This is a genomic window from Leptolyngbya sp. GB1-A1 (genome assembly GCF_039962475.1).
In the GTDB taxonomy this organism is placed as follows: domain Bacteria; phylum Cyanobacteriota; class Cyanobacteriia; order Elainellales; family Elainellaceae; genus Leptolyngbya_A.
Genome location: NZ_JAMPLI010000010.1, coordinates 1 through 25,584, shown reverse-complemented (window position 1 = coordinate 25,584; position 25,584 = coordinate 1). Strand labels below are relative to the sequence as shown.

Sequence of the window (25,584 nt, the reverse complement as noted above, 5' to 3'; positions counted from 1 at the left end):
CGTTAAGGTAAAACGACAAAGTTAAACGGCCAATCGGCATGATTCAGTACATGATTCAGTATGAATACAGCCAACACGGACTTTGCCAGTATTGATATTCTGATTCCCCCTGAGCGCGACTTGTGTAGATTAACGCAGGAGCAGTTTGCTGCTAAATTAGGTGTGTCCTTAGTTACAATCAATCGGTGGGAGAATGATCGTGCCAAGCCAATTCCGATCGTCCTGCGGCAAGTCAAATCATTGCGGGTTGAGCTGACCCAGCCTGAACGGGCATTGGGCAGAACTCCGAAGAAATCGAGGCAAACCAAGCTACGGCGAGTCGGTTATTAAAGCAATATTTCTCAGAAGAGTTTTAGCTTGTCCTGACTTGTTCCCAATCTCGGATGCTAACGACTCTCAAGCCACAGCGGGGGTATCACCAATGATGGAATTGTCTACAGGCACAAGTCAGTTTCAATCGCAGCAGTCTGATCCCGATGCGGCAGGATTTAACCAGCAGCAGGCACTTCAGGCAGGGTTTCAATGCCATCTGGCAAAGCCGATCGAACCAGTGGTGCTCATCATAGAGATTACCAGGCTCTTGAAAACTCGCCCGCCAGTTTGATGGGTCATAAATCGATCATTTGTTAGGGTGATTGAATGAACCACACTAGGCAGCACTTTGCTCAAACACAGCTTCAGCAACGGCTAACGAAGGCGTTCGTCCTTCCGATTGTGCTGCTGTTACTGGTATCGGGCATCTTCATCGGGCAAACGCTGCACCTGATGACAGCCCTGCAATGGGTCGATCACACCGATCGCGTCATTTCCCACGCCAATCGGGTGCAAAAGCTGCTGCTCGACATGGAGACCGGCAATCGCGGCTATTTGCTCACCAGAGAGCCAATCTTTTTAGAACCCTACGAGCAAGCCCGCAGCCAGATTGGGACTGCCACAAATCAGTTGAAACGTCTGGTGAGCGACAATCCGAGGCAGGTGCAGCAAGCCGAAGATCTACAGCAGCAGCAAATTCAATGGACGCGGGGTGTGCCGCAAGTCCTTGCCCTGGTGGACAGCGATCGAGTCACCCTGCGAGCCACCCTGCTGCGCCGCAAAGGGGAAATGGACAGGATGCGAAGCCTGATCACAAACTTCATTGCCATAGAAGAACAGCTCCGAGCCAAGCGCGTTCAAACGGTAAGCCAAAGAACGGGCTTTGTGATCACCAGCAGCATCGGGCTAGCAATCGCGAGCGGGGCAATCTTGGCATACCTTAGCGGGCAGCAGCTCCGAAAAGTTGCGCGAACCTATACTCAGCTTGTGAATTCGCTTCAGCAAAGTCTGGACGATCGCGATCTGGCGGAAGAGGCACTGCGGGACAGCGAAGAACGATTTCGCCGCGCCATTTTAGAAGCTCCGCTGCCGATTATGCTGCATTCCGAAACCGGAGAAGTGCTTCAGATCAATCACCAGTGGGAACAGATCACAGGCTATCAGCTTTCGGACATTCCCACGATCGCCGACTGGACAGAACGCGCCTACGGCGATCGTCGCCAAACGGTTCAGGCTGAGATCGATCGACTGTATGACTTCCAGAAAAGCCTTGCCGAAGGAGAATTTGTGGTGATGACTCGCGCCGGAGAAGAGCGCATCTGGGAATTTTTCTCTTCTCCAGTCGGGAGGTTGGCAGACGGACGGCGATTAGTGATTAGCACCGCGATCGATGTCACAGAGCGCAAACGCATTGAACGGCAAGTTCAGGAAAATTACATCCTGTTACAATCTGTGATTAACGGAACCACTGACGCGATTTTCATGAAAGATTGCCAGGGGCGATACCAGCTTGTTAATCAAAGAGTGGCTCAAATTATGGGTCAATCGGTTGAAGGGATGCTGGGCAAAGATGATGCTGAATTTTTACCGCCTGATTTACTCAGTCAGATCCAAGCCATCGATCGCACGGTGATGACCACAGGACGATCGCAAATTTTTGAAGAACAAATTCCAGAGAATGGCGAGATACGCACCTATCTCAGCACCAAAGATCCCTACATCGATGCTCAGGGAAATATTACAGGGATTATTGGCATCTCGCGTGACATTACCGATCGCAAACTTGCCGAAGCACAGCAGCAAAAATCAGCTCAGCGACTCGCCGCCCTGCAAGCGATCGATCGGGCAATTTTGCGCCTTGATGCTCCCGCAAGGATTGCTGAAGCAGCGCTGTCGCGGCTCGTGCAAGTTGTCCCGGCAGATCAGGCGGCGGTGCTAGTGTTTGACTTGGCGCAAAGTCAGCTTCAAGTGTTAGCCGGAGAGATTGATACTAACCCTGCCGGAACCGTTCGCCCCATCCTCGATTTCACCACGCCAGAGGTTCTGGTCAATCGAGAAGCGATCGGCTACATCAAAAATTTAGCCACCCTGATTCAAACGCAACAATCCCCCCTGCTTCAGCGATTGCTGGCAAAGGGCTATCACAGCTTTCTTGCTGTCGCCCTGCGTGCAGATGGACACTTTTTGGGGGATGTGGTATTGATTCACCGGGAAGTAGATGCGTTTTCAGCAGGAGATTTAGAAATTGTGGGCGAAGTCGCAAACCAATTGGCGATCGCGATTCAGCAATCTCAACTCCGCGACCAGCTTCAACACTACGCCGCCGACCTCGAACAGCGGGTTGCAGAACGCACCGCTAAGCTCAAAGCCACCAATCAAGAACTCGAAGCCTTTACTTACTCGGTATCACACGATCTGCGGGCACCGCTCCGCACCATGCAGGGCTTTGCTCAGGCCCTCATCGAAGACTATGGCGACCTGCTCGACGACACTGCCAAAAGCTATATCGAATCGATCGTCGAAGATGCGGTTCAAATGAGCGGCTTAATCACAGACCTGCTTGCCTACAGCCGTCTTAGCCGAAGTCAAATTAACCTTCAGGAAGTGAACTTAAAAGAAGCAATCAACGATGCGATAAAGCAGTTGGCGGTTGAAATCCAGGAAAAACAAGCAGAAATCATCCTGCCGGAGGAACTGCCCTCGGTAGCGGCACATCGATCGACGCTGGTTCAAGTTATGGCAAATCTGTTTAGTAATGCGATGAAGTTTGTCGAACCGGGAACAGTGCCGCAAATTCACACCTATTTTCGCGAGGAGCAGCACGAGCATCAACGCTGGGTTAAATTGTTCATTGAAGACAACGGTATTGGTATTGCTCCTGAGCATCAAGAAAGGATCTTCCACGTATTTGAGCGGCTGCACGGCGCAGAAAGCTATCCCGGCACGGGCATTGGACTTGCCATTGTGCGGAAAGGGCTGGAGCGCATGGACGGTAAAGTGGGCGTAGAGTCTGCGCTTGGACAAGGAAGCCGATTTTGGATTGCACTGCCAAAAGCTGTTCTCCCGGATCGAGGAACTCATGACCCAACCCATTCAACTGCTACTCATTGATGACAACCGCAGCGATCGACTCCTGGTTCTGCGCGAACTCCAGCGCGAATTCGAGCAGTTAAATGTACAGGAAATTATTAGCTCTGGTGAGTTCAATCGTGCCATCAGACAGGGCGGTTTCGATGCCGTGGTTACTGATTTTCAGCTTCGATGGACAACGGGTTTAGAAATTCTTGAAGCCATTAAGGAACGATATCCCGATTGTCCGGTGATTATGTTTACTAATACGGGAACCGAAGAAATCGCTGTCGAAGCGATGAAGCTGGGACTCGATGACTACATTCTCAAAGAGCCAAATCGATATGTGCGAGTTCCGTCATCGGTGCGGGCTGGGATCGAACGGGCGATTGCTAAAAAACAGGCTGCACTGCTTGAAATTCGCTTTCGTGCCTTGCTAGAGAAGCTGAAAATTGGCGTGTTTCGGGTGAGCGAAGCCCATGAATTGCTAGAGTGTAATCCGGCTTTTCTGACGCTGCTGGGCGTTGAGTCGATCGAGCAGGCACGATCGCTGCTGAGATTCAGCTTTTTCTCCAGCTTGATTCAGTCAGCGTCAACCGCGGAGATCGAAAAGCAGGAGCTTGACCTGCAACGGGGGGATGGACAGCACATTAAAGTGCTACTCACCATGATCGTAACTCGGGCTGGAAACACAACCGTCATTGATGGGATACTTGAAGAATCAGTATAATCTTTCCAAATCAATACAGGATGCGTTAAACAGGATGCACTAATTAACTAAAATTTGAGTGAAGTCATTTCGATAAAGTAAGCCATCATGGGTTTAGCAAATGCTAAAGGGATATTTGAGAAGTACCGAAAGTTTTAAATTGAATGATCATTTGAAAAATATCGGATACACATCTACCATGCAGCGAATACACATCAAATACGCAGCGAATACACACCGAACCGAAAGTTCTACCGAGGCAATGGTGGAGAAATCATATCGTAGAGAAATCGTATCGTGGAGAAACAAGAGTGAGTGCAGATCAAACAATCTTGTTAGTTGAAGACAATCCCAAAGATGTATTTCTCGTTCAGCGCGCATTTCGCAAAGCCGAGATTACAGTGTCTATTCAGGTGGTCAATGATGGCGATAGCGCAGTGATGTATCTGTCAGGACACGCCCCCTATACCGATCGTAGTCTTCACCCGTTTCCCGCACTGATTTTGCTCGATCTAAAACTGCCACGTCGATCGGGCGCAGAAGTGCTCATGTGGCTTCGCCAACAGCCCACGATTAGGCGTATTCCCGTTGTAATTCTCACGTCTTCCCGGGAGTTTACTGATGTCAACCACGTCTACGATTTAGGAGCAAACGCTTATATGGTCAAACCGCCCACGTTCGATGATCTGGTCACAATGCTAAAAACGCTCGATTTGCACTGGCTTAAGTACAACGAAAAACCCCAGCTCGGCACAAATTAAGGCCAGAACTTCTGCTCAGAAAGCGCGAGGCAAGATCAAATTTCTGATGCCGCTTTTCACATTGTCCGGCAAGCGGGTGGCGATCGCGTTAAAAGGATATTTGAGCAGGCTCATCGCTTTGTCTACAGAGTAGGAAATACTGCCATCTCTGTAGAATTCGATGTTTTCTGCGATCGAAAATCTTCCTTTCAGTTTCGTTAACGGCTGTCGAATTCCCCGAACGCGATTAGAAACATTTTTGTCGTGAATCACTTGAAGCCAGCTCGGCTCGGTCTTGATTTGCTTTAGGGTTCCGATTTTCGCAACCTGAGTATGACTTCCACACAAAACGGTTTTAAATCCACTCACGGTTCGATCGCGAATGCACTCAATTAAGCTCATAAAAGGATTGCTCAAGTATTCAAAAGAGTACAGTTTTCCATCCTGCCACACATAGCCATTAGGCAAGTTAATAAACTGCATCTCCTGTTGGGCAAAATGACTCTGAACAATTGCAATAAATTTGTCGCAGATTGCATCGTCATTATCCAAACGAGTTGTGATTAAAAAATCAGTTTGCCCATCAAGATAGCTGAGAATTACCGATCGATTCACTTCATCAGTAAACGGTTCGCTCAGAAAAATAGGGATAAAATTTTGCCATTTTGAATATTCAGAAATCTTTGCTTTGAAACAATCAGGGGTATCCGCATCAAAGTACACCAACCACTGAAAGTTTTGATTAGACTGCGCTCGAACTGAGGGATAACAAAAGCGATCGAATAAATCGAACCGATGCGCCAGCCATTCTGGATCAAGCCCGGCAGAAGAGCTGAAATTGACCTTTACATTGAATCGGGTAATAAGAAAGTGCTGAAACTTTTTCATGGTTAGAAGTCAATCGATTAAAAGAAGATGAACTGAACGTTTTAGAGATTGTTAGAAAAATCGCAGGGGTACTACATTGCTCCCTGGATTTGCCCTGAACGGAAAACTTTCAAATTCTTGTGAGTCATCGCAAAACTCTTCAAACATCTTTTTAGAGCGTGAACCGCAGAAAACTTTCAACGGACGATCGCGCCTAAACCAATGCGATCGAGCAAAATTGACAGCCTCAAAGAAAGCAAAAATAAAACAATCCATCCGATAAGTTTAATCAGCAAAATTTCTGCCAGGTCAAAAGTAAAGCCGCCTGCCACACGGCTACCCACAGACAGAAAAATCTCACTTGCAATTCCATTAATACAAAAGATTCCCAAACTATAGCGAGACACCAGCATAATGCAGTTGCTCATAGGTCCAGGCAGATGCTCCTGCTTAATCGATGCAGCACACAAAAAGATAATGGGAGCCATCAGAATACAAATTAGCAAATTGTAGTCAAAAGGCGGAATATCACCGTTTGATATCGTAAAGAATATCGATCGCTCAACGATCACCAGCAAAACTCCAGCTCCTAGAAATGCAAGCTTTACAGAAATCGGGATGCGGCGCGATCGCTCTACTAATTTTGACCAGTGCTGCCAGAGATAAATCCCCAATACGCCATAAACAAGCCAGTAAATCAAAAAAGGACGACCAACCCCTTCCAGAGATGATAAAAGGGCCGAGAATTGATTTGCCTTAGCAAGAATGAAATAGATTAACAAAAAAATAATAGTCTGGAGAGCTATGACAAATCCGACTGCTTTCCGATATTTAAACCGGCGTCCGCATAGGATTAACAGCGGCATCATCTGAAACAGAACCAGGAAATAGTAAGCCCCCTGAAAAATCGTTCCATTTGCAACAGCCAGCAAAAGATCAGGAAATGAATTGCGACCCGTGCTGAGTTTAAGAATGACAGCCAGACTGAACCAAAATAGAGTAGGAATGGCGAGACGGGAAATTCTCTTCTTCAAGATTTGCCAGTCGGACTGATCAGCAGACTGCTCAATTCCTCTTTCAAACAATAGAAATGAAATTGTAAATAAAATAGGAACGCAGAATCGGAGTGGAGCAGATGCAATATCGAGAAAAAATAGGCTGTCTTGATAGGCTGAGCGAGGAACAAAAATCGCGTGAAACGAGACAACCGATAGAATACTTGCTGCTTTTAATAAATCGAGGCAAAAAAGCCGATCAACAGAGTGAGAAATGACTTTTTTAGGTAGTACGCCCTGGCTCAAAGATTTCTGATTCATATTCACTTTAAGAACTGGGATAAAGCTCGTGATAAACCTTCAGCGTTTGCTCCACAACGCGATCGACCCTGAACCATTCAAGATTTTTTTTCGATCGCTGTTTGTACAGGTTCAATCGCTCAGGATCTTGAAGCAACTGCTTTAATGCTTCTGCCAGCGCACCGCTATTTTTGGGAGGCACTAAAACTCCGGCTTGTCCACGATCAAGTGCTTCAGGAATTCCATCAACATCAGTTGCCACAATTGCACAGCCTGCCTTACGCGCTTCTGTTAACACCAGCCCAAAAGGTTCTTGGTGGGATGCCAGCACAAAAATATCTGCGGAGGCGTAGTATTGCTCAGGCTGGGGCTGAAATCCCTCAAAGTGAATCCGATCGCTCACTGCTGTTTGCTGAACTTGACGTTCAAATTGAAGGCGATCGGGACCATCTCCAACCAAATAGAGGTGAGCTTGAGGAAACTTAGGAGCAATGATTTTAAAGGCATCAATCAAATCGGCAATTCCTTTGCGCTGCTGCATTCCTGCCACTGTTAAAATTGCAGGTTGATGTAGCTTCTTAGGGGGATAATCCTCAATCGATCGCTTACGAGGGCTGTCTAACGTTCCATTCAAAATGATTCTGACTTTCTCCGCAGGAATTCCACGACGAATCATTGATTGACCTACTGCTTGGCTAACCGCGATAACGCGATCGGCTAAACCCGTAAAAATTGCTCTCCACTGAAACTCGTTGTGGACTGTAGAAACGATCGCATATTGCAACCTGAACTGAAGGATACGGGAGAGTATAACTTCCCTTGGAATGTGGGCGTGAACAATATCTGGCTGAAATTGATTAAAAATGTGCCAGTAAAGCTTGAGCGCGTTGAAATGACGAAGCAATTTGCCGCCTTTTTCTTTGCGGAGAAAATGCTTAACACCATAAGTTTCCAGCAGTTCTTCATATTCGCCTCCGCTAGAGATAACACTCACCTCATGCCCATATTTAGCCTGAAGACAAGCCAAATCAACTGCTGCATTGACAAAGCCATTGCCCGCTTCTCGAATATGACCAACGATGTGTAATATTTTCATCTGCGGTGCCTGAAAAACTGCCTCAAAAAGTGCCCCAACAATTGAGTAATTCTGAAAGTCTTATGCGTTTTTAGCTCTCGCCACCTCTCGTTTTCAACAGCTCCTTAATAGGTGAAATAATCTGAGCAATCTCTTTAGGAAAAAGGATAATAGAGCCACCTGCATATAGAACAATCAGAGCAAAGGGCTGTAGATAGATTTGCCAGGGATTGATGATGGGTATAGAGAGAACAATCGCCATCGCGATCAAAATCATAAAGGTTGGCAACAGGATAGGCTTTGCCAAAAAGCGAATTTCATACTTCGCCGACCTGCAAATTACTAGCAGAAACCAGAGGGTTGCCAAAATTCCCATGACTAGGGCAACGGCAATCGCAACTCCCGCAATTCCGCCGACCAAAGCACCTGCAAGATAAGAAGGAACAGAAACTAAAACCAGTGCCCAGTTAATCATGGCATTGGTTCTTGTCTTGTTTAAGGAATCTAAAACGGCTCCCAAAATTGACATAAATCCGCGCGCATAAGCAAAGATCAAAATGAGCTGAAAAATCTTCGCTGCTTCTGTCCACTGGGCACCAAAAGTTATGGGCAGTAGCCAAGGAGCAACTAGAAAAGCAACCCCATAAATCGGAGCAGAAATTACGCCGTAAAACCGCAGCGCATGACCCGCATATATCTTTTTCTCAGCATGATTTTTCTGGGTTAAGACGGAGAAATTAACGCGATTAATTTGGGTCAGCGCAAAGACAGGCAGCATCGCGAGCTGATAAGCCAGGTTGTAATAGCCCAGTTTTTCCGCTCCTAGCAATCTGCCGATCACTAAATTATCGCTGTTGGTATTGGTATAAACCGCCAGGTTAGATCCAATAATGCCGCTGATGTAATTTTTGACCTCTGAAAGCGCGGCTGTATCAGGGAAAAGATGGTACTGAAATGTATAACGGCTTGACCAACGTTTCATCACAGAATCAACCGTTGCCATCGACAGTTCACCGATCGCAAACGCCCAGACTCCGCCTCCTAATCCTGCACAAGCTAACGCGCCGGCACATCGGGCAAACGCAGCCGCTGCATCACACAGGGCTAAATCCTTGAATCGCATCTGTCTCTGCATCACGGCAGCGTGAGAGCCTGCTCCTGCACCGATCAGAAAGACCAGCGACACACACACCGTCAGCGGTAAAAGAACAGGCACATTAAAAAAACGCGCTAGCGCAATCCCGCTAACCGCCTGCAAAATGCCCATGCCGATCGAAACGTTTACCCCCAGACTATACACGGCATTCACTAGCTTGCGATCGTCCAGCCCCTTATAAACCAAAACGCCTGCGATCGCCCAATCTTTGAATAAATTCGAGAGGGTGGTTACCAGCAACACCATCGCCCAAATACCGAATTCTGCTGGGGATAGCAAGCGGGCAAGCACGATTTGGGTTAAAAGCTGGGAGGCACGAATGAATACAAAACCACCCGTGACCCAGAAACTTCCACCAACGACTTTAGCCGCACTTACTTTTGACATATTCATCGGGCGATCGCTTTATCATAAAGGGCTTCCAGCTTTATCGACTGCTTGCGAATGTCAAAGTGTTCACAAACGAAGCTGCGTCCCTGCCGTCCTAAATCAAGAGCTTGCCCTGGCTGTTCTAGCAATGCATTGAGCTTCTCGGCAAATAGCTCATCGTTCTTCTCAGGAACTAAAAAACCTGTTTGTTCGTTCAAAACCGCTTCTGGAATGCCGCTATGCCAGGTAGAAACCACCGGAATTCCTGACGCAGAAGCCTCCAAAATCACAAAGGGTAATCCTTCGCTGTTTCCGTCTTCTGCCATTTGGCTGGGTAGGGCAAAAATTGTGGCATTTCGCATTAAATTTTGCACAACATCATAGGACTGTGCTCCCAAAAACCGAACTCGATGCTCGATGCCGAGCTGCTGTGCCAGAGTGTGCAAATCATGGCTCATTTCTCCTGTCCCAACCTGGACAAGAGACACATCAGGATGATGATGGGCAATGCGAGCAAAAGCCCGTAAAAGTGTATCAATTCCTTTCTTTGGCGTATGTCTACCCACGCACAAAATATAGCGTTCTTCACCTATGTTTGTAGAGGGAGAAAACTTTTGGGTATCGATGCCAATGTAATGCAATATCACCTTGTCGGGGGGATAGCCAAACTCGATCAGTTTCTTGCGGATGTAGTCTGAAACCGCAATGAAGAGTGATGCTTTTTGCTTCAGTTCATTTTCATGCCGAAGAAACTGATAATACGCAATTTTTCCAGAGCGGAGCATTGCTTTTCGAGAAACAGTAATGTCATGACCGTGGAATGTCACAATCAGCGGGATCTTAAACTGCTCTGCGATCCGCATTGCATAGATTCCATCAGGTCCGAAATGAGCATGAATCAGAGCCAGCTTTCGCAGATGTTCGATCGCTTTAAAGGAACGGGCTGAAGTCGTGAGGATATGAAACGCTTGCTTGACCTTCCAAAAATCAATTTCGCTCAGAGCAACGCAGGGTTGAGGAATGGGTTTGACTAACTGGCAGGTAATAAAAGTAGGGTGATAGCGAGTGAGGCTGAGCGACTGCTCCTGAATAAAAGTTTCAGAAACTCTTGGAAATGCTTTTCTATAGATTCCAACGTCTTTCATTGAATTCATTGCAGGAATAGGAAAAGAATAAGAACTTAGAGATTATTTGAGGGATATTAAAGGTTCTACATTACCCTCTAAACCTCCTAACAGGGAAACTTTGAAGCTTGGAGAAGAGCCAGTTTTTTAGAATTCAATCTTCAATCTCGTTGCAGGCTCTTGCAAACATTTCTAAGTCCTGATTCCGACAATTTCCAATAATTGATTTTGATATTCCGAAATACTACAACGTTTTTGCACCCAGGCTTGCGCTTGCACTTTTACGGCATCTTGAGAACCGGAGGTCACTTCTAAAATTTGGTCTACGATCGCCCCAATATCTCCCGGATCAACCGCCCACAGAGCAGCGCACTGCTGAAGAATTTCGCCAATTCCGCCTGTACAACTTCCAACGACAGGCACACCGCAGCTAATCGCTTCGACAATCACCCGACCAAACGGCTCTCTGGGGGCAAGGGTCACGACCACATCGGCGTGGCGATAGTAATTTTCAATCTCGATCGCCGCAGGCAGAATCGTCAGACGATCAGCAACTCCCGCATCAGTAGCACGATTGAACAGGGATTGGGTATTGATTTTCCCAGGCGATCGATCTTCTCCAATAATGACGCTGTGATAATGAAATCCTCTAGTCTTTAGCTCGGCAAGTACAGGAATCAGAGTTCGCAAATTTTTATCATTCATGATGCCTGCCTGACTAATTCGAGAAGGCGTGAGCATAATTTTTGCGCCCGACTCTAGAATGGGCTTAAGCGAAGCAGGAGGCAAAACCGGAGCAGAATTAAATCGATCGAAATCAACAGGCTGATACAAAATGCCCTGAATATTGGGCATGATTCTGGAAATATGCTTTGCTGTAAAACCTGAGTTACAAATTGCCTGAGGGGCAAGCCAAGCAAAAGTCATTTTTCGCAGCACATTTCCAAGCAAATTATTAGAAAGTGCCAGATCATGACAGAAGTGATAGATCGGACGACGGCTCAACCGGAGTGACGGGATAGATAGAAGTAAGGTTGGGAGAAGCGATCGTTCAACGCAGTTATCCAGCAGTAAAGGATAAGACTGGGGTTGATGATTGACCCAATCGAGTGCCCGACGCAGAAATTGCTGTTGACTAGATGCAGAAATCAAATGGAGATAATTAGACTGTCCGGCTTCCTGTAAATAGCGGTGCATCACAGAATCCTTCCGGACTAGAACTGTTACCGGATTCAGGCTCGATTGCTCAATTCCCTTAAGCAGCATTGAAAGCGTGATTAAAGTGCCGCTCAACGCATCACAGGATCCTGGCAGGATCAAAAGCTTAGACATATCGATACTTCGGGCGATACTTCGGTTTCGGCTGAGCCAGCTTCGGAACGTAAGTAATGGCGCACAGAATCAAGATGATCGCTTCTAGCGGCGAAAACTCTGTAACGGCAGAAGAAAGAGCCAGCAGCAGCAGCATTAGAAAACAGCACAGCGGGCGATCGTCACGGGTTCGCCAAAGCCAAGCCAGGAAAGAGATTAGAAACACTAGAAACATCCCTGTTCCAAGAAAGCCTGCCCGATAAACCGTCCCCAAGATGAAGCTCTCTGTGCCAACTCGACCAAATTCGTAGCCGGGAACAACCTCTTCACCGGGGACGGCATGACCAATCACGGGAGGCTCAGTCAGAATGCTTGCCCAGGTTTTGATATAGATATCTCTCCGAACATCTGTGGAATCCTTACGGAGATTGCCCGTTGCCTCTGCGGTTGTTGTGACTCGATCGGCAAGCTTTTCTGTCACCTGCGGAATCGAAAGCGTCACAAAACTAACGACTGCCAGAGCTGCCATGAGAGCCGAAAGTCCTCTCGTTTTTCCGGTTGTGATCAGCCAGTGAACCAGAACTACGATCGGCAGCACCAACCAGACATTGCGCGACTGACAAACCAGAATCAAAAAAGCAGATGCCCCGATTACCGTACTCGACCACAGCCGATTTTTGAGATCGAGTGCAATCAGCACCGCAAATGCAAACACCTGGGAGGAGATAGTTGGATGCTGAAAGAAGAAGGTGTAGCGGACTAAACCGCCGGGTCCCCTCACCGAAGGATTATAGGGGTTCAGAAAATTGCCAACCGCACCCAGCTGTGTCGATCGAAACGTTGTATTCCCCAGAAATGTTGCGATCAGGTTTGGGGATGGAATAAAAAAGGGTTCTCCAAGCACAAAGCGAGCAAACAACCAGTAAAGAACCGCCTCAAGGACGACGACCGAAAATGCCCATGCTACAACGGTGAGCCGAATCCGAATTTTCTGGCTCTGGACATACCAGAGCAATGCTGTCGCCGTTCCCCACATTTGCAGCAGTCCGATGATTCCTGTCGGTCCTGCATCCGGCACTCTCAAGCGGTATAGAACAATGAGATAGCCAGTAAATAACAGAAGGGCTACCACAGGAAGGCTGGGACGAGTTAACCCCAACTGCTTATGACGAACAAGGTGGTATGCAAAAAGCCCGAGCGTCATGAAGAGTGGCATGTAGCTCCAGCTAATGAACCACCAGACCGGAGCCAGAACAATTGCAAGACCCACAAATCGCTCCGCTCCAGTCAAAGCCTGCCAGCGAATCAAACCATTGTGAAAGAGCTGATTTCCCCCTTGGGGAACTGCGAAGCAATCGTTCTGCTGATCCTGAGCGGGCTTTTGCCAGAAGGATTGGGACGCAGAAATTTTGGGATGTCGATTCATGAGGAAGTACTAGAACGGCTAAGTTCGTAACGATAGGCTTCGCGCGGCTCAACGCCATTCACCGCCAAACCAATGACGTGTGACTCTTGGCGAATCAGTTGCTCTAAAGCCTCTTGAACCATCTGACGATCGCTCACTTCCAGCCGCACAATCATCAACACATTTTGAATCGCTTTTGCAACCAAAGTCGTTTCGCTGGTTAAACCGATCGGCGCACTGTCCACAATCACATAGTCGTAGTTTCCATTTGCCTGAACTGCATTGAGGTGCTGTTCAAACTGACCCCGCGCCACAAACTCCAGTGCTTTTTGCTGGGTTCCCCTAGCGGCAGGCAGCAAGTCTAACCGAGAACGAACCGGAACCGGGCTGGAAAGACATCCCATTTCGGAAGACAGGGTATAGCCCAGACGTTCGCTCAAGTCGGCTTTGTGAAAATCGGCGTCTACCACCAAAACGCGAAAGCCCAATTCCACCAGTGCCATCGCCAGCACTAGGGCAACCGTTGTTTTTCCTTCTCCGTTAATGGAACTACCGACCATCAATCGCCGATTTGATAGCTGCATCAGGCTAATTTTTGAGGCAAGCCGCTGAACTTCAACCTCCGTTAGCCCAGTTTCAGCAAGGGCTTTGGCGGTTTGCTTCATCTGCGGGATGCGAACTAAAACGGGAAGCTCGCTATTTTCAATATCCTTCGGCTTGAGGAAGGGATTCCGTGACTCCATAAAGGACACGAGGGCGGCACTTCCCAACAGTGAGCTGAGCAACCCGCCGAGAAGGATAAACGACAGTTTGGGGCTGATGGGCTTTGGATTGACCGCAGGCTTATCCAGCACCTGCACATTGGGATAGGAATCAAACGCAGTCAGACGAGTCTGCCCTAGCTGTGCCACAAGCCCCTTGTACAATCCCTCTGCAATTTCATAGCGACGCTCAAGATCCGATAGCTTTGACTGTTGGCCTGCGATTCTACTGAGATTGCCCTTGAGCTGGTTAATTCGCTGTTGAATCTGGTTTGCCTGCTGCTGATAGGATTGACCCTCGCTTTCTGCCTGAATCAGCTGAGTGATGAGTTCAACCGTCCCGTCACCAGACGCGTCTCCGCCCAAACTCACATCGACGCCTACTGTATTGGGGACAATGGCAGCAACGCGCTGATTAATCGCTGTCCTCAGTTCATCCCGCTGTCCCAGAAGCGCTACAACTTGGGGATCATTATCGGTAAAGGCACCCCGACGAGTTGCCAGCTCAGCTTCAACCTCCGTTAGCGCCGTCCGCAGGTTCTGATATTCCTTATCCTGCCCGAGGCGCATTGAATCGATCGCTTTAGCAGGGGAGAGATTAAGCCGGCTTGCAAGCGCGCTCGTGCGAGTTTGGGCTGCTTTGCCCTGAGCTGCAATTTGCGCCTGAATTGCCACCAGCGTATTGATGCTAGCATCCAGATTCTTAGCTTGCTCTTCGCTATCTACCAGCCCAGTCGCTTGCCGAAAGGCAGCTAATTCGTTTCTGGCTTTTGCCAATTCCCGTTCAGCCTGGGTGAGCTGATCCTGACTAAACCGCTGACGGGAAGCAGAAGTCCCCTGGCGCAGTTCATTTAAGCGTTTTTGGTAACTGCTGATTAATTTCTCAACTCGCTCTTGCGCGAGCTCAGGCTTCGATGCCGTGACTTCGACCTGAATCGATGTGGCTTGATCGATCGGTTTCGCCTTAAAAAGCTTTCTGTAGCTCTCCAGATTACTGAATTCTTCCCGTTCCGGGTCAGATTCCCAAACTGAACTGATCACATCATTGCTGGTGATAATTGAAGCTTGCACTTTCAGCGGACTCAGTTCATTGGTAAACGCAACTCCTTGCTCTCGTAACTCCCCAAGCGTGCCCAGACTAGCATTCAAGTTAGTCGATGTATCGGGGAGAATAAGCTGGGCATTCGCCTGCCAAGTGCGAGAAGCGTACATTACATTAAAAGCGGTCGCACCGATCAGAAGCCCATTTAACAACAGTAGATGCTTCCAGTATCGACGCACGACTGCAATTGCATTGTTCATAATTAACCTTCCCAACTTCGTGCTTAACAGTACTGAATGCGTTCCGCCTGCCTGGCTTTGCAGGTACGCCCCAGATAGACTAATCCTTAAACGATCGAGTAATCATTCTTAAATCAAGATTGACCTCCATAGGTTTCTAGCAAATGTTGCGACAGGCTGGGTTCGGTAAATAGGGTCTGCCGAAAGCGCGAGGGTGGATTCAGCACTGCCTGTTCTAGCTGCTCTAACGAGAGACAGTGCCGCACACCAAACGCCTCAACTGCCTGAGCAAAACTGAGCTGATGATCGTCTACGTGCTCACCGTAGCTCTTTAAGCGAGGCAGCAAAATAAAAGAGCAACCCCTCGATGCAAGCATCTGAGTCGAACCCTGTCCTGCATGGGAGATCACCAGCCGCGCTCTGTCAATTAAACGAATGAGTTCTTTTGAATCAAGAATGGCATCAGCAGTGACCAGAGGACATTCAAGCAGAGTTGAAATGTCACTCACCCCGTATTGAATAAAGACAGGTTCTGCGATCGTTCCTTTCTCAATCAAAGTTTTTACCCAGGTCAATGCTCGGTTGAATGGGTATGGAATAGTTCCAAACGACACGACAATCATGCAGCATACCCTTTAAACACGGCTTTAGGATATTTCTGACACAGATCGGGCCACTGAACGTAGAATTCGTCTGCGATCGGATACACCAATCTTCCAGAGATACTGAGTTCTTGTGATCTCGAAATGCTCTCGACATAAACGATACGAATGCCTAAAAGCCACGCAGCAAAAGCAAAATTAACCGCAACACTTGCGCCAGTCGAGATTACTACATCGGGCTTTTCGATCCATAAAATTCTGAAGGTGGCAGGCAGATTGGCAATCATGCGAATGACATCTCGTGGCGGCTGGTAAGGAAGCCAGTGAACCGCTTCGGATTGTTCTAGAATCTGCGTATCTTTTTTGAAATCCGTTGCCCAAACGCGATCGTGCTGCGACCAGAAAGGCTTTAGCCTACGCATTGTTGCAAAATGACCACCCGATGAACATGCAAGAAGTACCTTCATTTCCCTACCGAATAGATAGACAACCCATTTTTAACGGAAAGTGAAAAGTTTGCTGTAGATAGCCGGGATATGCCCATCAGGTTGAGTCAACCCGATGACTATCTCACGCAGCAGACAGTCTCACTCATGCGGCAGACAGGATTGTGGATTGAGTGTACGACATTGGCGTAAGGCAGTGATACACAAAACCTTTTGAAAACCTGTTCTGCGCCTTTTTCGAACTAAATGATTTTGAGCAGAGCAGCTTCCGGGGTTGCCGCCCAATTAGAGCGGTTATCTAAAAGCATTTGCTTTCCCATCACACAGCTTTTCATCCCAAAATCCTCAGCTTCGCTACAACCCATCTGAAGGGAAGCATCTGGATGAACGGAGTGAAGCTCACTAAATTCATTCACTTTCCGCTGAGCATTTCCCATCAGAATTTGTTTCGTCATCGCGCAATATGCCCTCACTGCATTAGCGAAAGGAAACTATACTGCTTAAATGGCGAACTCACAATAGGGAACAACTGAAGATAAACCTGAAAGAATCGATCGCTTGAACTAACGACTCAGATCCTCTAAAGAACTTCTCCGAATTCAGAGAACAATCAATTTAGAGGATTCAGAGCGTCAAAGGTTAGGAATTGATACAACCTAACCTCAAGCTTTTAAGTAGCATTACTCGGACTGGCTTGCGTAATCCACCGAAGAGTAGCTTACTCTTCCCAATATAATAGTCAAGCTTGATACATTTTGCAAAAAATCTGAAAATTAGCAAATTCATGGTAACGATAAGCCCCTACTGATGGTTTTCGGTGTTTCGTACGCTCATGAACTAGACAAGAAACTTGAATCCCTGAAGGATAGGGCAGGCAATCCTAGAAAATACCTGAACAATACGGAGGAAAGCAGCAACAGCGTTCAACGCTTAATCACAGCAAGAGAGAAAAGCGACTTGTACTGGGTCATTTTGATAAAACTCCAGGATGACGGAGCAGGGAACCCCAAGTATTGCAAGTTCGATCAAATTAGAGAGTTACCCTGGGAATGGAGTTAGGTAGTCTCTAGACCAGAAGTTCCATTTATACTGCGGTATTTTCGAGGGAACCAGCAGTGAGCTACGTCACTCCCCAACCTAATAAATCTACGAATACTGTATCTTAATAACGCTCTAATTCCCTGGAGGTTACTTGAATATGCACTTCAGTATGAGCAGCGGGGGATTCGGTGTAGACGGTATAGAACGAGTCAAACAAGGAGCTGACAACACGCTGATGAAAAGATTGACGATCGATCCTAATTGCAGGTTAGACTATTCGCGTTTGTAAAATCGATCGCACAAGAGACTGACCTAAGTAATCCTTAATACAATAATCCTTGACACATCCTCAACTCAACAGGAAGCAAGTATGAAGAAACCTGTAAGTCGGATCATGAGTATGACCGTATTAACGCTTGCAGCCCTCTGGGGGAATGGGACTGTTGCACAGGCGCAAACACAGGCGGAACAAGCACCGCAAGCACCACAAGCCGCACCAAATTTAACGGTTCAGGGCTCGGCAAACCAGACGGGAACTGAAACTCCTTCCCTGGATGCTTACATGTTAGGGGCAGGCGATCAAATTAGTATCATCACGTTTGGCGCAGAGGAATATAGCGGCGAAACACTCGTATTGCCTGACGGATCGCTGAGCCTACCCGTGGCAGGAACCGTGATGGTGGGGGGAATGACACTGAGGCAGGCAGCAGATGCGATCGCGACTCAGTACAGCACTTATATTAAGCGTCCAGTCGTTACCGTCAGTCTGATTGAAATGCGCCCGATGCGCGTAGGCATCGCAGGCCAGGTCAACCGTCCCGGAACCTATAACCTTTCGAGCGGGGAAGAAGCTGCTCAATTCCCAACCGTGACTGAAGCACTTCAAATTGCAGGTGGCATCACCCCTAAAGCAGATTTACGTCAGGTACAAGTGCAGCGGGTTCAGCGAGATGGCTCCCGGCAAACAATTAATGTGAACCTGTGGGATTTGTTAATGACAGGTGATCTGGGCAAAGATGTCATACTCCATGCTGGAGATTCAATTTTTATTCCCACCGCAACAGCAGTGAATCCATCAGAGGCAGTTCAGCTTGGGGCAGCAAGTTTTTCGCCAGAGTCGATTCCGGTCTACGTGGTGGGTGAAGTAATGACACCGGGTATGGTAGAAGTGCCGCCCAATACGCCCATGAATCAGGCACTGATGGCAGCAGGTGGCTTTAATCTCAGGCGTGCCAGAACCGGTGAGGTCAAGCTTGTTCGCTTAAATCCGGATGGCACGGTCAGCCAAAGCGAAGTGGAGATCGATTTGAGCCAGGGAGCCGAGTCTGCCAGTAATCCGCCTTTACAAAGAGGAGATGTAATCGTCGTCGGGCGATCGGGGCTTGCCAGCTTCTCCGATGCCACCGAAGACACGCTGGGACCGCTGGGACGAATTGTATCCGGCATCTTAGGACTATTTCCGTTGTTCAGGTAGGACGCGCTCAACTTTTGCCAAGGCACGCAGGAAATCCAGAGCCCGCCTGCAAACAGGTCTTTCAATCACCCTAGATCTACCATCGGTTAGCCATTGGGCAAAAGGCATTTTGCAGCCGTGTGCCCAAACCGATCGCCATTCGGCTCAGGGTTGAAAGCCGTGCCTTTGTCCGATTCCCCCTCAAATTCACTGGCTAATTCACTGGCTGATTCACCCTCTGATTTAATAAACCTCCTACCTAAATCGGAAAGCCAATCTCAAAGTTCCTCTTCTAATTCTGGGCGAAGAATTTTAGGGGGAGGGCGAGCATTCATGCAGGAGGTTTACTGTCTGAATTCACTGTCTGATTCACCTTCTGATTCACTGTCTAATTCGCTCTCTGATTCACCTTTTGATTCAAACGTTCCACCCAGTGGTGTAGCGATCGAGCCGACGCTGCTGAAATTCCTGCTGTGCGCCATTTTCATCAATTAGACATCAATCAAACCTCAGCATCTAATTTTTTCTACCTTTTTCTGGCTTTTTCGAACTGGCAAAACTGAACCGATTGCTTAATCTGGATCTTGGATGCAGAGACAAAACATTTTCTCGCATCCTTCCCTCGGAATTTTACTTTCAGCATCTTATGAGCCTCGTGGGTTGCAGGCTGTTGCCCTCATTTCAGCGATCGCACTTTACAAAAACAAGCACGGAGATAGAACAATGGCTAACAAAAGAATTATTAAGGTGATTCAAAAGGAAAAAAGATAAATTTGAAGGAGATCAATTGAATTCAATTGAATGATGAATATGATGGACGGGGAGAAACCGATCGACTGCATGGATAGGGTAGAGATGATATTTGTAGTGGCGGAGCCGGAAATGGTCTTGTTGATGGTGGCGAGGGCGGTGACGATATTACTGGAAGAACCAGAAACGATCGACTAATTGACGGCTTGGGTGACGATGCCATAAACGGCAATGCCAGAAACGATCGCCCTGAATCAGCTTGCTTAGCAGGCACAAAAAACCATGCTCAAAGCGCTGGGGGCGATCGATAAGTAGAATTCCTATTCAAGAAGAGCTTGCTTAGCTCTCTTTCTTTACCTAGCTTTTCTGTTTAGCTTTTACGGGACTGACGGGGCTCGAACCCGCAACTTCCGCCGTGACAGGGCGGTGCTCTAACCAATTGAACTACAGTCCCTTAACTTCGCCTTTATTTGGCGCGATTTCTATTATGCAGACTCTCTGGAGGTTTGTCAAACAATTTCTGCCAGATTCCTACGAGTCCTACGAAAATGAGATTTTATCTAGCTCCTGACTGCTTCAGCCCAAAGGAAATTTAGAATCTGCAGCATCGAAGGCGATCGAGACTCGCTAGAATTCTAAGAATGTCCAAGCGCGGGAAAAATTACCGCCTGTTCTTTCACTGTTGGATTTTTATGTCTGTTCGCGTTCGTATTGCTCCCAGTCCCACCGGAAATCTGCACATTGGTACTGCCCGTACTGCGGTCTTTAACTGGCTGTTTGCCCGCCATCAGGGGGGACAGTTCATTCTGCGGGTGGAAGACACCGATCTGGAACGATCGCGCCCCGAATATACCCAAAATATTCTCGATGGCTTGACCTGGCTGGGGCTGACCTGGGACGAAGGACCGTTTTACCAGACGAAGCGGCTCGATCTGTACCGCGCCAAAGTGAAGGAACTGCTCGACAAAGGCTTAGCCTATCGCGCCTACGACACCCCCGAAGAGCTGGACGCGATGCGCGAGGCACAAAAAGCGCGAAACGAAGCCCCCCGCTACGACAATCGCCACCGCAACCTCACCCCCGAACAAGAAGCCGCTTTTGTGGCAGAAGGACGCAAGCCCGTAATTCGCTTCAAGATCGAGGACGATCGTGAAATCACCTGGAATGACCTTGTGCGCGGAACCGTCACCTGGAAAGGGCGCGATCTGGGCGGCGATATGGTGATTGCGCGGGCAGCAGCAGCAGAGGATGTCGGACAACCGCTCTATAACTTCGTGGTGGTCGTAGACGATATTGATATGCAGATTAGCCACGTCATTCGCGGCGAAGACCACATTGGCAACACGCCCAAGCAAATCCTGCTGTATGAAGCGTTAGGAGCCACCGTGCCCCAGTTTGGACACAGCCCGCTGATCCTGAATCAGGCAGGCGCAAAACTCTCGAAACGAGACGGGGTGACTTCGATTTCTGACTTTCAGCGCATGGGCTACACCGCAGAAGCGATCGTCAACTACATGACTCTGCTGGGTTGGTCGCCGCCAGAAGGAATGTCTGAGCTGTTTTCTCTGCAGGAAGCGGCACAGCAGTTCAGCTTCGATCGCGTCAATAAAGCAGGCGCAAAGTTTGACTGGGACAAGCTCAACTGGATCAACAGCCAGTATATCCACGCCATGCCGATCGATCGGCTAACGGATTTGCTAATTCCCCATTGGCAGCAGGCAGGCTACCCGGTGAATGCAGAAGGCGGTTCCTTCGGAGTTGCGCGAATCGCTAATCGCCCCTGGCTAGAACAGCTCACCGCACTGATTGCTGCCAGTCTAGAACGGCTCGAAGACGCAGTTCCCATGACGCGTTATCTGTTTGACCCGGAGCTAGAGTACAGCGAAGCCGCCCGAACGCAACTCGTTTCGGCAGGCGTGGGAGACGCGCTCAAAGGCGTAATCACGGAATTGGAAAGCGTCACTGATTTAACCGCAGAAGGGGCACAGGCGATCGTGCAAACGGTGGTGAAAGCGCAGAACATCAAAAAAGGACTGTTGATGAAATCTCTGCGGGCGGCTCTCACCTGTGACCTTCAGGGACCGGATCTGGTCGAGTCCTGGCTGCTGCTGCATCAGCACCAAATGGCGTTGCCCCGGCTTAAGCAGGCAGTGGCGATCGCTGAGTCTGGTCAATAAAAGCACAGGTTAAGAAAAGCACAGGTTAAGGAACAGTTTAGGATTGCCTCTGGTCATGTTCCCTGGTTCACTTGAGCTTAGGGAAATAAAATTTGCACGTTTTTCCCTGCATCACCAGACTTTCCATGAACGAAGTTCTTTAAATCACACTATGAATCAGCCAGGGTTGAAAATCACTCGTCGATCGACAGGATTTGCATTTGTTTTAGCTGGGCTGCTGCCCGGAGTCTTTAACATGACTTTTGACATTGCGGCTGCCAGTGCCCAAACTTCACCCGCTCAACCCTTGACGATTTTTGAGAACGTCACGCTCAGCCCCAATTTCACGCCTGATCCCACAACCCTTCGCGGCATTAGCGGTGGCGATCGGGCTGCCAATCAAATTACTGGGCGACCCAATACGGCGACGGGCCCCTGCAATGGCTTTGTTGATGCCCAACCGGATCACACGATCGTCCTGACTCAGTTTTTTAGCCGTCTCAGCCTGCAAGTGCAAAGCACCGAAGACACCACGATCGTGGTTCGTGGACCGGGCGGAACCTGGTGCAACGATGACACTTCCGGCAAAAATCCTGGGATTGCAGGACAGTGGCTCTCCGGCACGTATCAGGTTTGGGTTGGCTCCTTTGCTCAAAATACCTACTCGCCTTACGTCATTCGCATCAGTGAAATCAACCCCTAAAAGTAAAGTTCTTCTCATCCTGCTTAAAAATCCTCTAGCAGGGCAACCAGGCGATTGAGCAAAGGATCGGCTTCACGAACTGGCATCCCGGGAACCGCAATTTTTGTACAGTCCTGTGGCAGTTCCAGCGGGTCGCCCTCGGCAGCGCACTGCTCCAGGTGAGCCACTCTCTCCATCAGTGCGGTAACTTGCGCTTCGAGGACAACGATCGGTTCAGCCGGGGCAGGGGCAGGAGCCTGAGACAATTGCTGCGAAAGCTGATTCACCTGAAGCTGCAAAGCTACTATCTGCTGCTGAAGCACAATCAGCGTTGAATCTGCCTGCGGATCATCGGGCAGCAGCCAAGCCCGGAGTGCCTGTTTACACAGCTCGCTAAAACTGCTGTAGTCTCCTGCCTCCAGAAGGTGGTCGATCGTTTGCAGCAAAAGCTGGTCGGCATCGGTCACAGCAAACCATACCGATCGATTGCAGTAGGAAGTTTGATTGCCGATGAAATGAGTTCCTGTTGAAAGTTGCTGGCGATCGAGCATAGGTCAATCTCCGGTGAAGGATATTGGGCAAGGCAGGAGGCGTGCTGTCAGTACATGAAGGGACATTCAGCAAAGGCGAACCAGTTCAGGCTGCTTGTTCAGGCTTTCGCGGCTGCCTGGCTCAGCAAAATTAAGGCTTGTGCCTCGCCATAAAGAAATTGACCCAGCGCATTCGCTTTGCGGGAAGGCTTTGCCAGATGTCCTTTCAGTCGAGCTTCCTTTAACAGGGGACGCAGCTCGTTCCAGAAAAATTCGCCGCCGCCGCCACTCACAATGACATCTGTTACTCGCTCCGGTAACCATTCCACAAAGCGAACAGATAACTCGCGGGCGAAGCTACGCCGCAGACTGGGCAGAATGTCATCTAAATTCGTGGGAGTCGTTGCGCCACGCGGACGGAAGAAGCGTTCGCCTTCCGATCGGTTCACTGCCTCGATCAACGAGAGCGACTGGCTATCTGCGCCCTGAATCTGAGCCGCCACCTGCTCATAAAACTGGCTCATTGCAAACGGTTCGCTTTTAGACGCGCCTCGGGCAAACCGGAAGCGATCGATCGTCAGGAAGTCAGTGGTTTGATGCCCGATATCGACCACGGCAACGGAAAGGTTCGGAAAATCTGCACCGGATGCCTTTTTGTCTGCCTCGCACCAAATCAGACTGCCGTAGCCTTCCGGCATCACCCAGACCTGCTCAACGTCGATCGCGACCAGTTCCCCGCGATAGCTCATCACATGGGGACCGCGCAGCAGGCTAGTCAAATGCTCTTTTTCTCGATCGAACTGCTCTTGTGAGTAGTAAGGTAGCCCTAGCACCACCGAGATTCGATCGCGCAGCCCAAAATAGCCGACGCAAGCCAGCACCTTAATCAGCGCATCCTCAACCTTCGATCGCCCTACGCCCAAATCCGCTCCAAAGTCTGCGCCCAGTTGGCCGACCGCATAGCCCCGTCCCTGAAACTCTAGCCAAACATCCAGCAAAGGATCGCTGGGCTGAGATTCAAAGCCACCGCGCCGCACCTGCTCAACTGTGAGATGGGCAACATTCGCGGGAATTAAAATCACCTGATCGGGATGCCGTCCAACACTTGCTTTCGTTGAGGTGCGCCCTAAATCGACGCTCAGAATAGACGGGGACACCAATTGGGAACTTGCGGGAGAAGATTTACCTGCCATAGGGTTCGATCGCCTCATTGCATAATTGTTGATAAAGGGGGCTATCAATAGGAGATTTAATGGGAGATTTGCCAGATCTGCCACAGACCAGCTCCAACCGAATTTGATACGTTTGTTCTATCACGATTCCTTAAATTAGTACACCCGTTCCAGGTATTTTCATTTTTTCCTCACTCTGACGAATCCTACCCGTTTCGCGACTGCTCATCGATCGCAGGCATCAAAGCATCAACGGCAGAGCTGAAGCAGGAAGACAGGGCAGAAGACCAGAGGAGAAGTTGCCCGAAATCTCGTAATTACGTTAAATTTAGTTAAGATTCGTTCTCAGCAATTTCGGCAGCGTCTCTGCTTCGCCTGTCCTTCGCGGAACAGCAGAGGAGAATTACACTGAAATTACAAGCGACTAAATCCAACTGATGAATCCGCTCCACAAGTGGAATTCGCATACTCCTATAGCAAATCCTTTTGATTCAGTCGCTGCTGAACCTGCTGCATCCATAAGAGGCAACACACCACTATGAAACTTTCCTGGAGAGCCATCCTTCTCTGGACAATGCCAGCCCTGATTATTGGCTTCTTTCTGTGGCAGGGCGCATTTTCGACCGCTCCCATGAGTGCGGCGACTAACACAGCAAGCACTCGCATGACCTACGGACGCTTCCTCGATTATCTGAATCAGGGGCGCGTCACCAGCGTTGACCTGTACGAGGGCGGTAGAACGGCGATCGTTGAAGCGCTCGATCCCGATCTAGACGGTCGAATGCAGCGGCTCCGGGTTGATCTACCGGGCAACACGCCTGAGCTAATCACCCGCCTGCGGCAAGAAGACATTAGCTTTGACTTCCATCCGCCCCGCAACGATGGTGCAGTTTGGGGTTTACTGGGCAACCTGATCTTCCCGCTGCTGTTGATTGGTGGACTATTCTTTTTGTTCCGTCGCTCCAGCAACGTTCCTGGTGGTCCGGGTCAGGCAATGAACTTTGGCAAATCCAAAGCCCGCTTCATGATGGAAGCCAAAACGGGCGTTATGTTTGACGACGTAGCAGGCATCGAAGAAGCCAAAGAAGAACTCCAGGAAGTCGTGACCTTCCTCAAAAAACCCGAACGCTTCACTGCCGTCGGCGCAAAAATTCCGAAAGGGGTACTGCTCGTTGGTCCTCCCGGAACCGGAAAAACACTGCTGGCAAAGGCGATCGCCGGAGAAGCAGGGGTGCCCTTCTTCAGCATCTCTGGCTCGGAGTTCGTAGAGATGTTTGT

General features: G+C 48.9%; 23 protein-coding genes and 1 tRNA gene. 10 read left to right on the top strand and 14 right to left on the bottom strand.

All coding sequences use genetic code 11. The features are described 5' to 3' along the window. Nucleotides 1-60 precede the first annotated feature (60 nt). The 5 genes from NDI45_RS12410 to NDI45_RS12390 all read left to right on the top strand — a co-directional run bounded on the left by NDI45_RS12410 (nt 61) and on the right by NDI45_RS12390 (nt 4,851). Entirely contained in the window at nt 61-330 is a 270-nt protein-coding gene (locus NDI45_RS12410) for a helix-turn-helix transcriptional regulator (protein WP_348247510.1), read from the top strand. Between the two features lie 91 nt (nt 331-421). Next, a complete protein-coding gene (locus tag NDI45_RS12405; RefSeq protein ID WP_348247509.1) occupies nt 422-604 on the top strand; it encodes a hypothetical protein in 183 nt (60 codons plus the stop codon). A gap of 35 nt (nt 605-639) precedes the next feature. Further along, a complete protein-coding gene (locus NDI45_RS12400) occupies nt 640-3,423 on the top strand; it encodes a CHASE3 domain-containing protein (protein WP_348247508.1) in 2,784 nt (927 codons plus the stop codon). Next, nucleotides 3,392-4,111 (top strand): response regulator, encoded by a 720-nt coding sequence (locus tag NDI45_RS12395; RefSeq protein ID WP_348247507.1) that lies wholly within the window; start codon nt 3,392-3,394, stop codon nt 4,109-4,111. Before NDI45_RS12400 ends, NDI45_RS12395 begins: the two co-directional genes overlap by 32 nt. A 290-nt stretch (nt 4,112-4,401) precedes the next feature. Further along, nucleotides 4,402-4,851 carry a response regulator gene (locus NDI45_RS12390; protein WP_348247506.1) on the top strand — a complete coding sequence of 150 codons (450 nt, stop codon included), beginning with the start codon at nt 4,402-4,404 and terminating at the stop codon, nt 4,849-4,851. Between the two features lie 15 nt (nt 4,852-4,866). Here the strand turns inward: NDI45_RS12390 and NDI45_RS12385 are convergent, their stop codons facing one another. The 11 genes from NDI45_RS12385 to NDI45_RS12335 all read right to left on the bottom strand — a co-directional run bounded on the left by NDI45_RS12385 (nt 4,867) and on the right by NDI45_RS12335 (nt 16,977). Beyond that, complete coding sequence (locus NDI45_RS12385) at nt 4,867-5,718, bottom strand: glycosyltransferase (protein ID WP_348247505.1); 852 nt, start codon at nt 5,716-5,718, stop codon at nt 4,867-4,869. 176 nt (nt 5,719-5,894) lie between these two features. Next, nucleotides 5,895-7,013 carry an acyltransferase gene (locus NDI45_RS12380; RefSeq protein WP_190792800.1) on the bottom strand — a complete coding sequence of 373 codons (1,119 nt, stop codon included), beginning with the start codon at nt 7,011-7,013 and terminating at the stop codon, nt 5,895-5,897. Between the two features lie 7 nt (nt 7,014-7,020). After that, nucleotides 7,021-8,088 carry a glycosyltransferase family 4 protein gene (locus tag NDI45_RS12375; RefSeq protein ID WP_348247504.1) on the bottom strand — a complete coding sequence of 356 codons (1,068 nt, stop codon included), beginning with the start codon at nt 8,086-8,088 and terminating at the stop codon, nt 7,021-7,023. 70 nt (nt 8,089-8,158) lie between these two features. After that, entirely contained in the window at nt 8,159-9,616 is a 1,458-nt protein-coding gene (locus NDI45_RS12370) for an oligosaccharide flippase family protein (protein ID WP_348247503.1), read from the bottom strand. Next, on the bottom strand, nt 9,613-10,746 hold the full coding sequence (locus tag NDI45_RS12365) for a glycosyltransferase (RefSeq protein ID WP_348247502.1): 1,134 nt from the start codon (nt 10,744-10,746) through the stop codon (nt 9,613-9,615). The genes NDI45_RS12370 and NDI45_RS12365 overlap by 4 nt, the downstream gene beginning before the upstream one ends. Nucleotides 10,747-10,908: 162 nt before the next feature. Beyond that, nucleotides 10,909-12,048 (bottom strand): glycosyltransferase family 4 protein, encoded by a 1,140-nt coding sequence (locus NDI45_RS12360; protein ID WP_348247501.1) that lies wholly within the window; start codon nt 12,046-12,048, stop codon nt 10,909-10,911. Continuing rightward, complete coding sequence (locus tag NDI45_RS12355) at nt 12,041-13,453, bottom strand: O-antigen ligase family protein (protein WP_190794004.1); 1,413 nt, start codon at nt 13,451-13,453, stop codon at nt 12,041-12,043. Before NDI45_RS12355 ends, NDI45_RS12360 begins: the two co-directional genes overlap by 8 nt. Continuing rightward, complete coding sequence (locus tag NDI45_RS12350; RefSeq protein WP_190794005.1) at nt 13,450-15,495, bottom strand: tyrosine-protein kinase domain-containing protein; 2,046 nt, start codon at nt 15,493-15,495, stop codon at nt 13,450-13,452. Before NDI45_RS12350 ends, NDI45_RS12355 begins: the two co-directional genes overlap by 4 nt. Before the next feature lie 113 nt (nt 15,496-15,608). Further along, a complete protein-coding gene (locus tag NDI45_RS12345) occupies nt 15,609-16,097 on the bottom strand; it encodes a glycosyltransferase (protein WP_190794006.1) in 489 nt (162 codons plus the stop codon). Then, nucleotides 16,094-16,543, bottom strand: a complete 450-nt coding sequence (gene pssD / locus NDI45_RS12340; protein ID WP_190794007.1) for a PssD/Cps14F family polysaccharide biosynthesis glycosyltransferase — start codon at nt 16,541-16,543, stop codon at nt 16,094-16,096. The genes NDI45_RS12345 and pssD overlap by 4 nt, the downstream gene beginning before the upstream one ends. A 221-nt stretch (nt 16,544-16,764) precedes the next feature. Further along, entirely contained in the window at nt 16,765-16,977 is a 213-nt protein-coding gene (locus NDI45_RS12335) for a hypothetical protein (RefSeq protein ID WP_190794008.1), read from the bottom strand. 956 nt (nt 16,978-17,933) lie between these two features. On the opposite strand from NDI45_RS12335, the gene NDI45_RS12330 reads away from it, so the two are divergent. Next, nucleotides 17,934-19,037, top strand: coding sequence for an SLBB domain-containing protein (locus NDI45_RS12330; RefSeq protein ID WP_348247500.1), 1,104 nt, complete (start codon nt 17,934-17,936; stop codon nt 19,035-19,037). Between the two features lie 789 nt (nt 19,038-19,826). Beyond that, a complete protein-coding gene (locus tag NDI45_RS12325) occupies nt 19,827-19,964 on the top strand; it encodes a hypothetical protein (RefSeq protein ID WP_348247499.1) in 138 nt (45 codons plus the stop codon). 182 nt (nt 19,965-20,146) lie between these two features. On the opposite strand, the gene NDI45_RS12320 is transcribed toward NDI45_RS12325, so the two are convergent. Then, nucleotides 20,147-20,220: transfer RNA gene (locus NDI45_RS12320), tRNA-Asp, on the bottom strand. A gap of 238 nt (nt 20,221-20,458) precedes the next feature. Here NDI45_RS12320 and gltX point away from each other — a divergent pair. Beyond that, nucleotides 20,459-21,943, top strand: a complete 1,485-nt coding sequence (gene gltX, locus NDI45_RS12315) for a glutamate--tRNA ligase (RefSeq protein ID WP_348247498.1) — start codon at nt 20,459-20,461, stop codon at nt 21,941-21,943. Nucleotides 21,944-22,178: 235 nt separating this feature from the next. Beyond that, nucleotides 22,179-22,625, top strand: coding sequence for a hypothetical protein (locus NDI45_RS12310; protein ID WP_199296794.1), 447 nt, complete (start codon nt 22,179-22,181; stop codon nt 22,623-22,625). Between the two features lie 23 nt (nt 22,626-22,648). On the opposite strand, the gene NDI45_RS12305 is transcribed toward NDI45_RS12310, so the two are convergent. Then, on the bottom strand, nt 22,649-23,155 hold the full coding sequence (locus NDI45_RS12305; protein WP_348247497.1) for a ribbon-helix-helix domain-containing protein: 507 nt from the start codon (nt 23,153-23,155) through the stop codon (nt 22,649-22,651). Nucleotides 23,156-23,253: 98 nt separating this feature from the next. Beyond that, a complete protein-coding gene (locus NDI45_RS12300) occupies nt 23,254-24,327 on the bottom strand; it encodes a ParM/StbA family protein (RefSeq protein WP_199296793.1) in 1,074 nt (357 codons plus the stop codon). Nucleotides 24,328-24,844: 517 nt separating this feature from the next. Here NDI45_RS12300 and NDI45_RS12295 point away from each other — a divergent pair. Continuing rightward, a partial coding sequence (locus NDI45_RS12295) for an ATP-dependent metallopeptidase FtsH/Yme1/Tma family protein (RefSeq protein WP_348247496.1) occupies nt 24,845-25,584 on the top strand: 740 nt, incomplete at its 3' end.

What these genes read in the sequence shown, in the direction of transcription:
- NDI45_RS12410 (WP_348247510.1), top strand. Translation starts at nt 61, where the DNA reads ATGAATACAGCCAACACGGACTTTGCCAGTATTGATATTCTGATTCCC.
- NDI45_RS12405 (WP_348247509.1), top strand. Translation starts at nt 422, where the DNA reads ATGATGGAATTGTCTACAGGCACAAGTCAGTTTCAATCGCAGCAGTCT.
- NDI45_RS12400 (WP_348247508.1), top strand. Translation starts at nt 640, where the DNA reads ATGAACCACACTAGGCAGCACTTTGCTCAAACACAGCTTCAGCAACGG.
- NDI45_RS12395 (WP_348247507.1), top strand. Translation starts at nt 3,392, where the DNA reads ATGACCCAACCCATTCAACTGCTACTCATTGATGACAACCGCAGCGAT.
- NDI45_RS12385 (WP_348247505.1), bottom strand. Translation starts at nt 5,718, where the DNA reads ATGAAAAAGTTTCAGCACTTTCTTATTACCCGATTCAATGTAAAGGTC.
- NDI45_RS12380 (WP_190792800.1), bottom strand. Translation starts at nt 7,013, where the DNA reads ATGAATCAGAAATCTTTGAGCCAGGGCGTACTACCTAAAAAAGTCATT.
- NDI45_RS12375 (WP_348247504.1), bottom strand. Translation starts at nt 8,088, where the DNA reads ATGAAAATATTACACATCGTTGGTCATATTCGAGAAGCGGGCAATGGC.
- NDI45_RS12370 (WP_348247503.1), bottom strand. Translation starts at nt 9,616, where the DNA reads ATGAATATGTCAAAAGTAAGTGCGGCTAAAGTCGTTGGTGGAAGTTTC.
- NDI45_RS12365 (WP_348247502.1), bottom strand. Translation starts at nt 10,746, where the DNA reads ATGAATTCAATGAAAGACGTTGGAATCTATAGAAAAGCATTTCCAAGA.
- NDI45_RS12360 (WP_348247501.1), bottom strand. Translation starts at nt 12,048, where the DNA reads ATGTCTAAGCTTTTGATCCTGCCAGGATCCTGTGATGCGTTGAGCGGC.
- NDI45_RS12355 (WP_190794004.1), bottom strand. Translation starts at nt 13,453, where the DNA reads ATGAATCGACATCCCAAAATTTCTGCGTCCCAATCCTTCTGGCAAAAG.
- NDI45_RS12350 (WP_190794005.1), bottom strand. Translation starts at nt 15,495, where the DNA reads ATGAACAATGCAATTGCAGTCGTGCGTCGATACTGGAAGCATCTACTG.
- NDI45_RS12345 (WP_190794006.1), bottom strand. Translation starts at nt 16,097, where the DNA reads ATGATTGTCGTGTCGTTTGGAACTATTCCATACCCATTCAACCGAGCA.
- pssD (WP_190794007.1), bottom strand. Translation starts at nt 16,543, where the DNA reads ATGAAGGTACTTCTTGCATGTTCATCGGGTGGTCATTTTGCAACAATG.
- NDI45_RS12335 (WP_190794008.1), bottom strand. Translation starts at nt 16,977, where the DNA reads ATGACGAAACAAATTCTGATGGGAAATGCTCAGCGGAAAGTGAATGAA.
- NDI45_RS12330 (WP_348247500.1), top strand. Translation starts at nt 17,934, where the DNA reads ATGAAGAAACCTGTAAGTCGGATCATGAGTATGACCGTATTAACGCTT.
- NDI45_RS12325 (WP_348247499.1), top strand. Translation starts at nt 19,827, where the DNA reads ATGATGGACGGGGAGAAACCGATCGACTGCATGGATAGGGTAGAGATG.
- gltX (WP_348247498.1), top strand. Translation starts at nt 20,459, where the DNA reads ATGTCTGTTCGCGTTCGTATTGCTCCCAGTCCCACCGGAAATCTGCAC.
- NDI45_RS12310 (WP_199296794.1), top strand. Translation starts at nt 22,179, where the DNA reads ATGACTTTTGACATTGCGGCTGCCAGTGCCCAAACTTCACCCGCTCAA.
- NDI45_RS12305 (WP_348247497.1), bottom strand. Translation starts at nt 23,155, where the DNA reads ATGCTCGATCGCCAGCAACTTTCAACAGGAACTCATTTCATCGGCAAT.
- NDI45_RS12300 (WP_199296793.1), bottom strand. Translation starts at nt 24,327, where the DNA reads ATGGCAGGTAAATCTTCTCCCGCAAGTTCCCAATTGGTGTCCCCGTCT.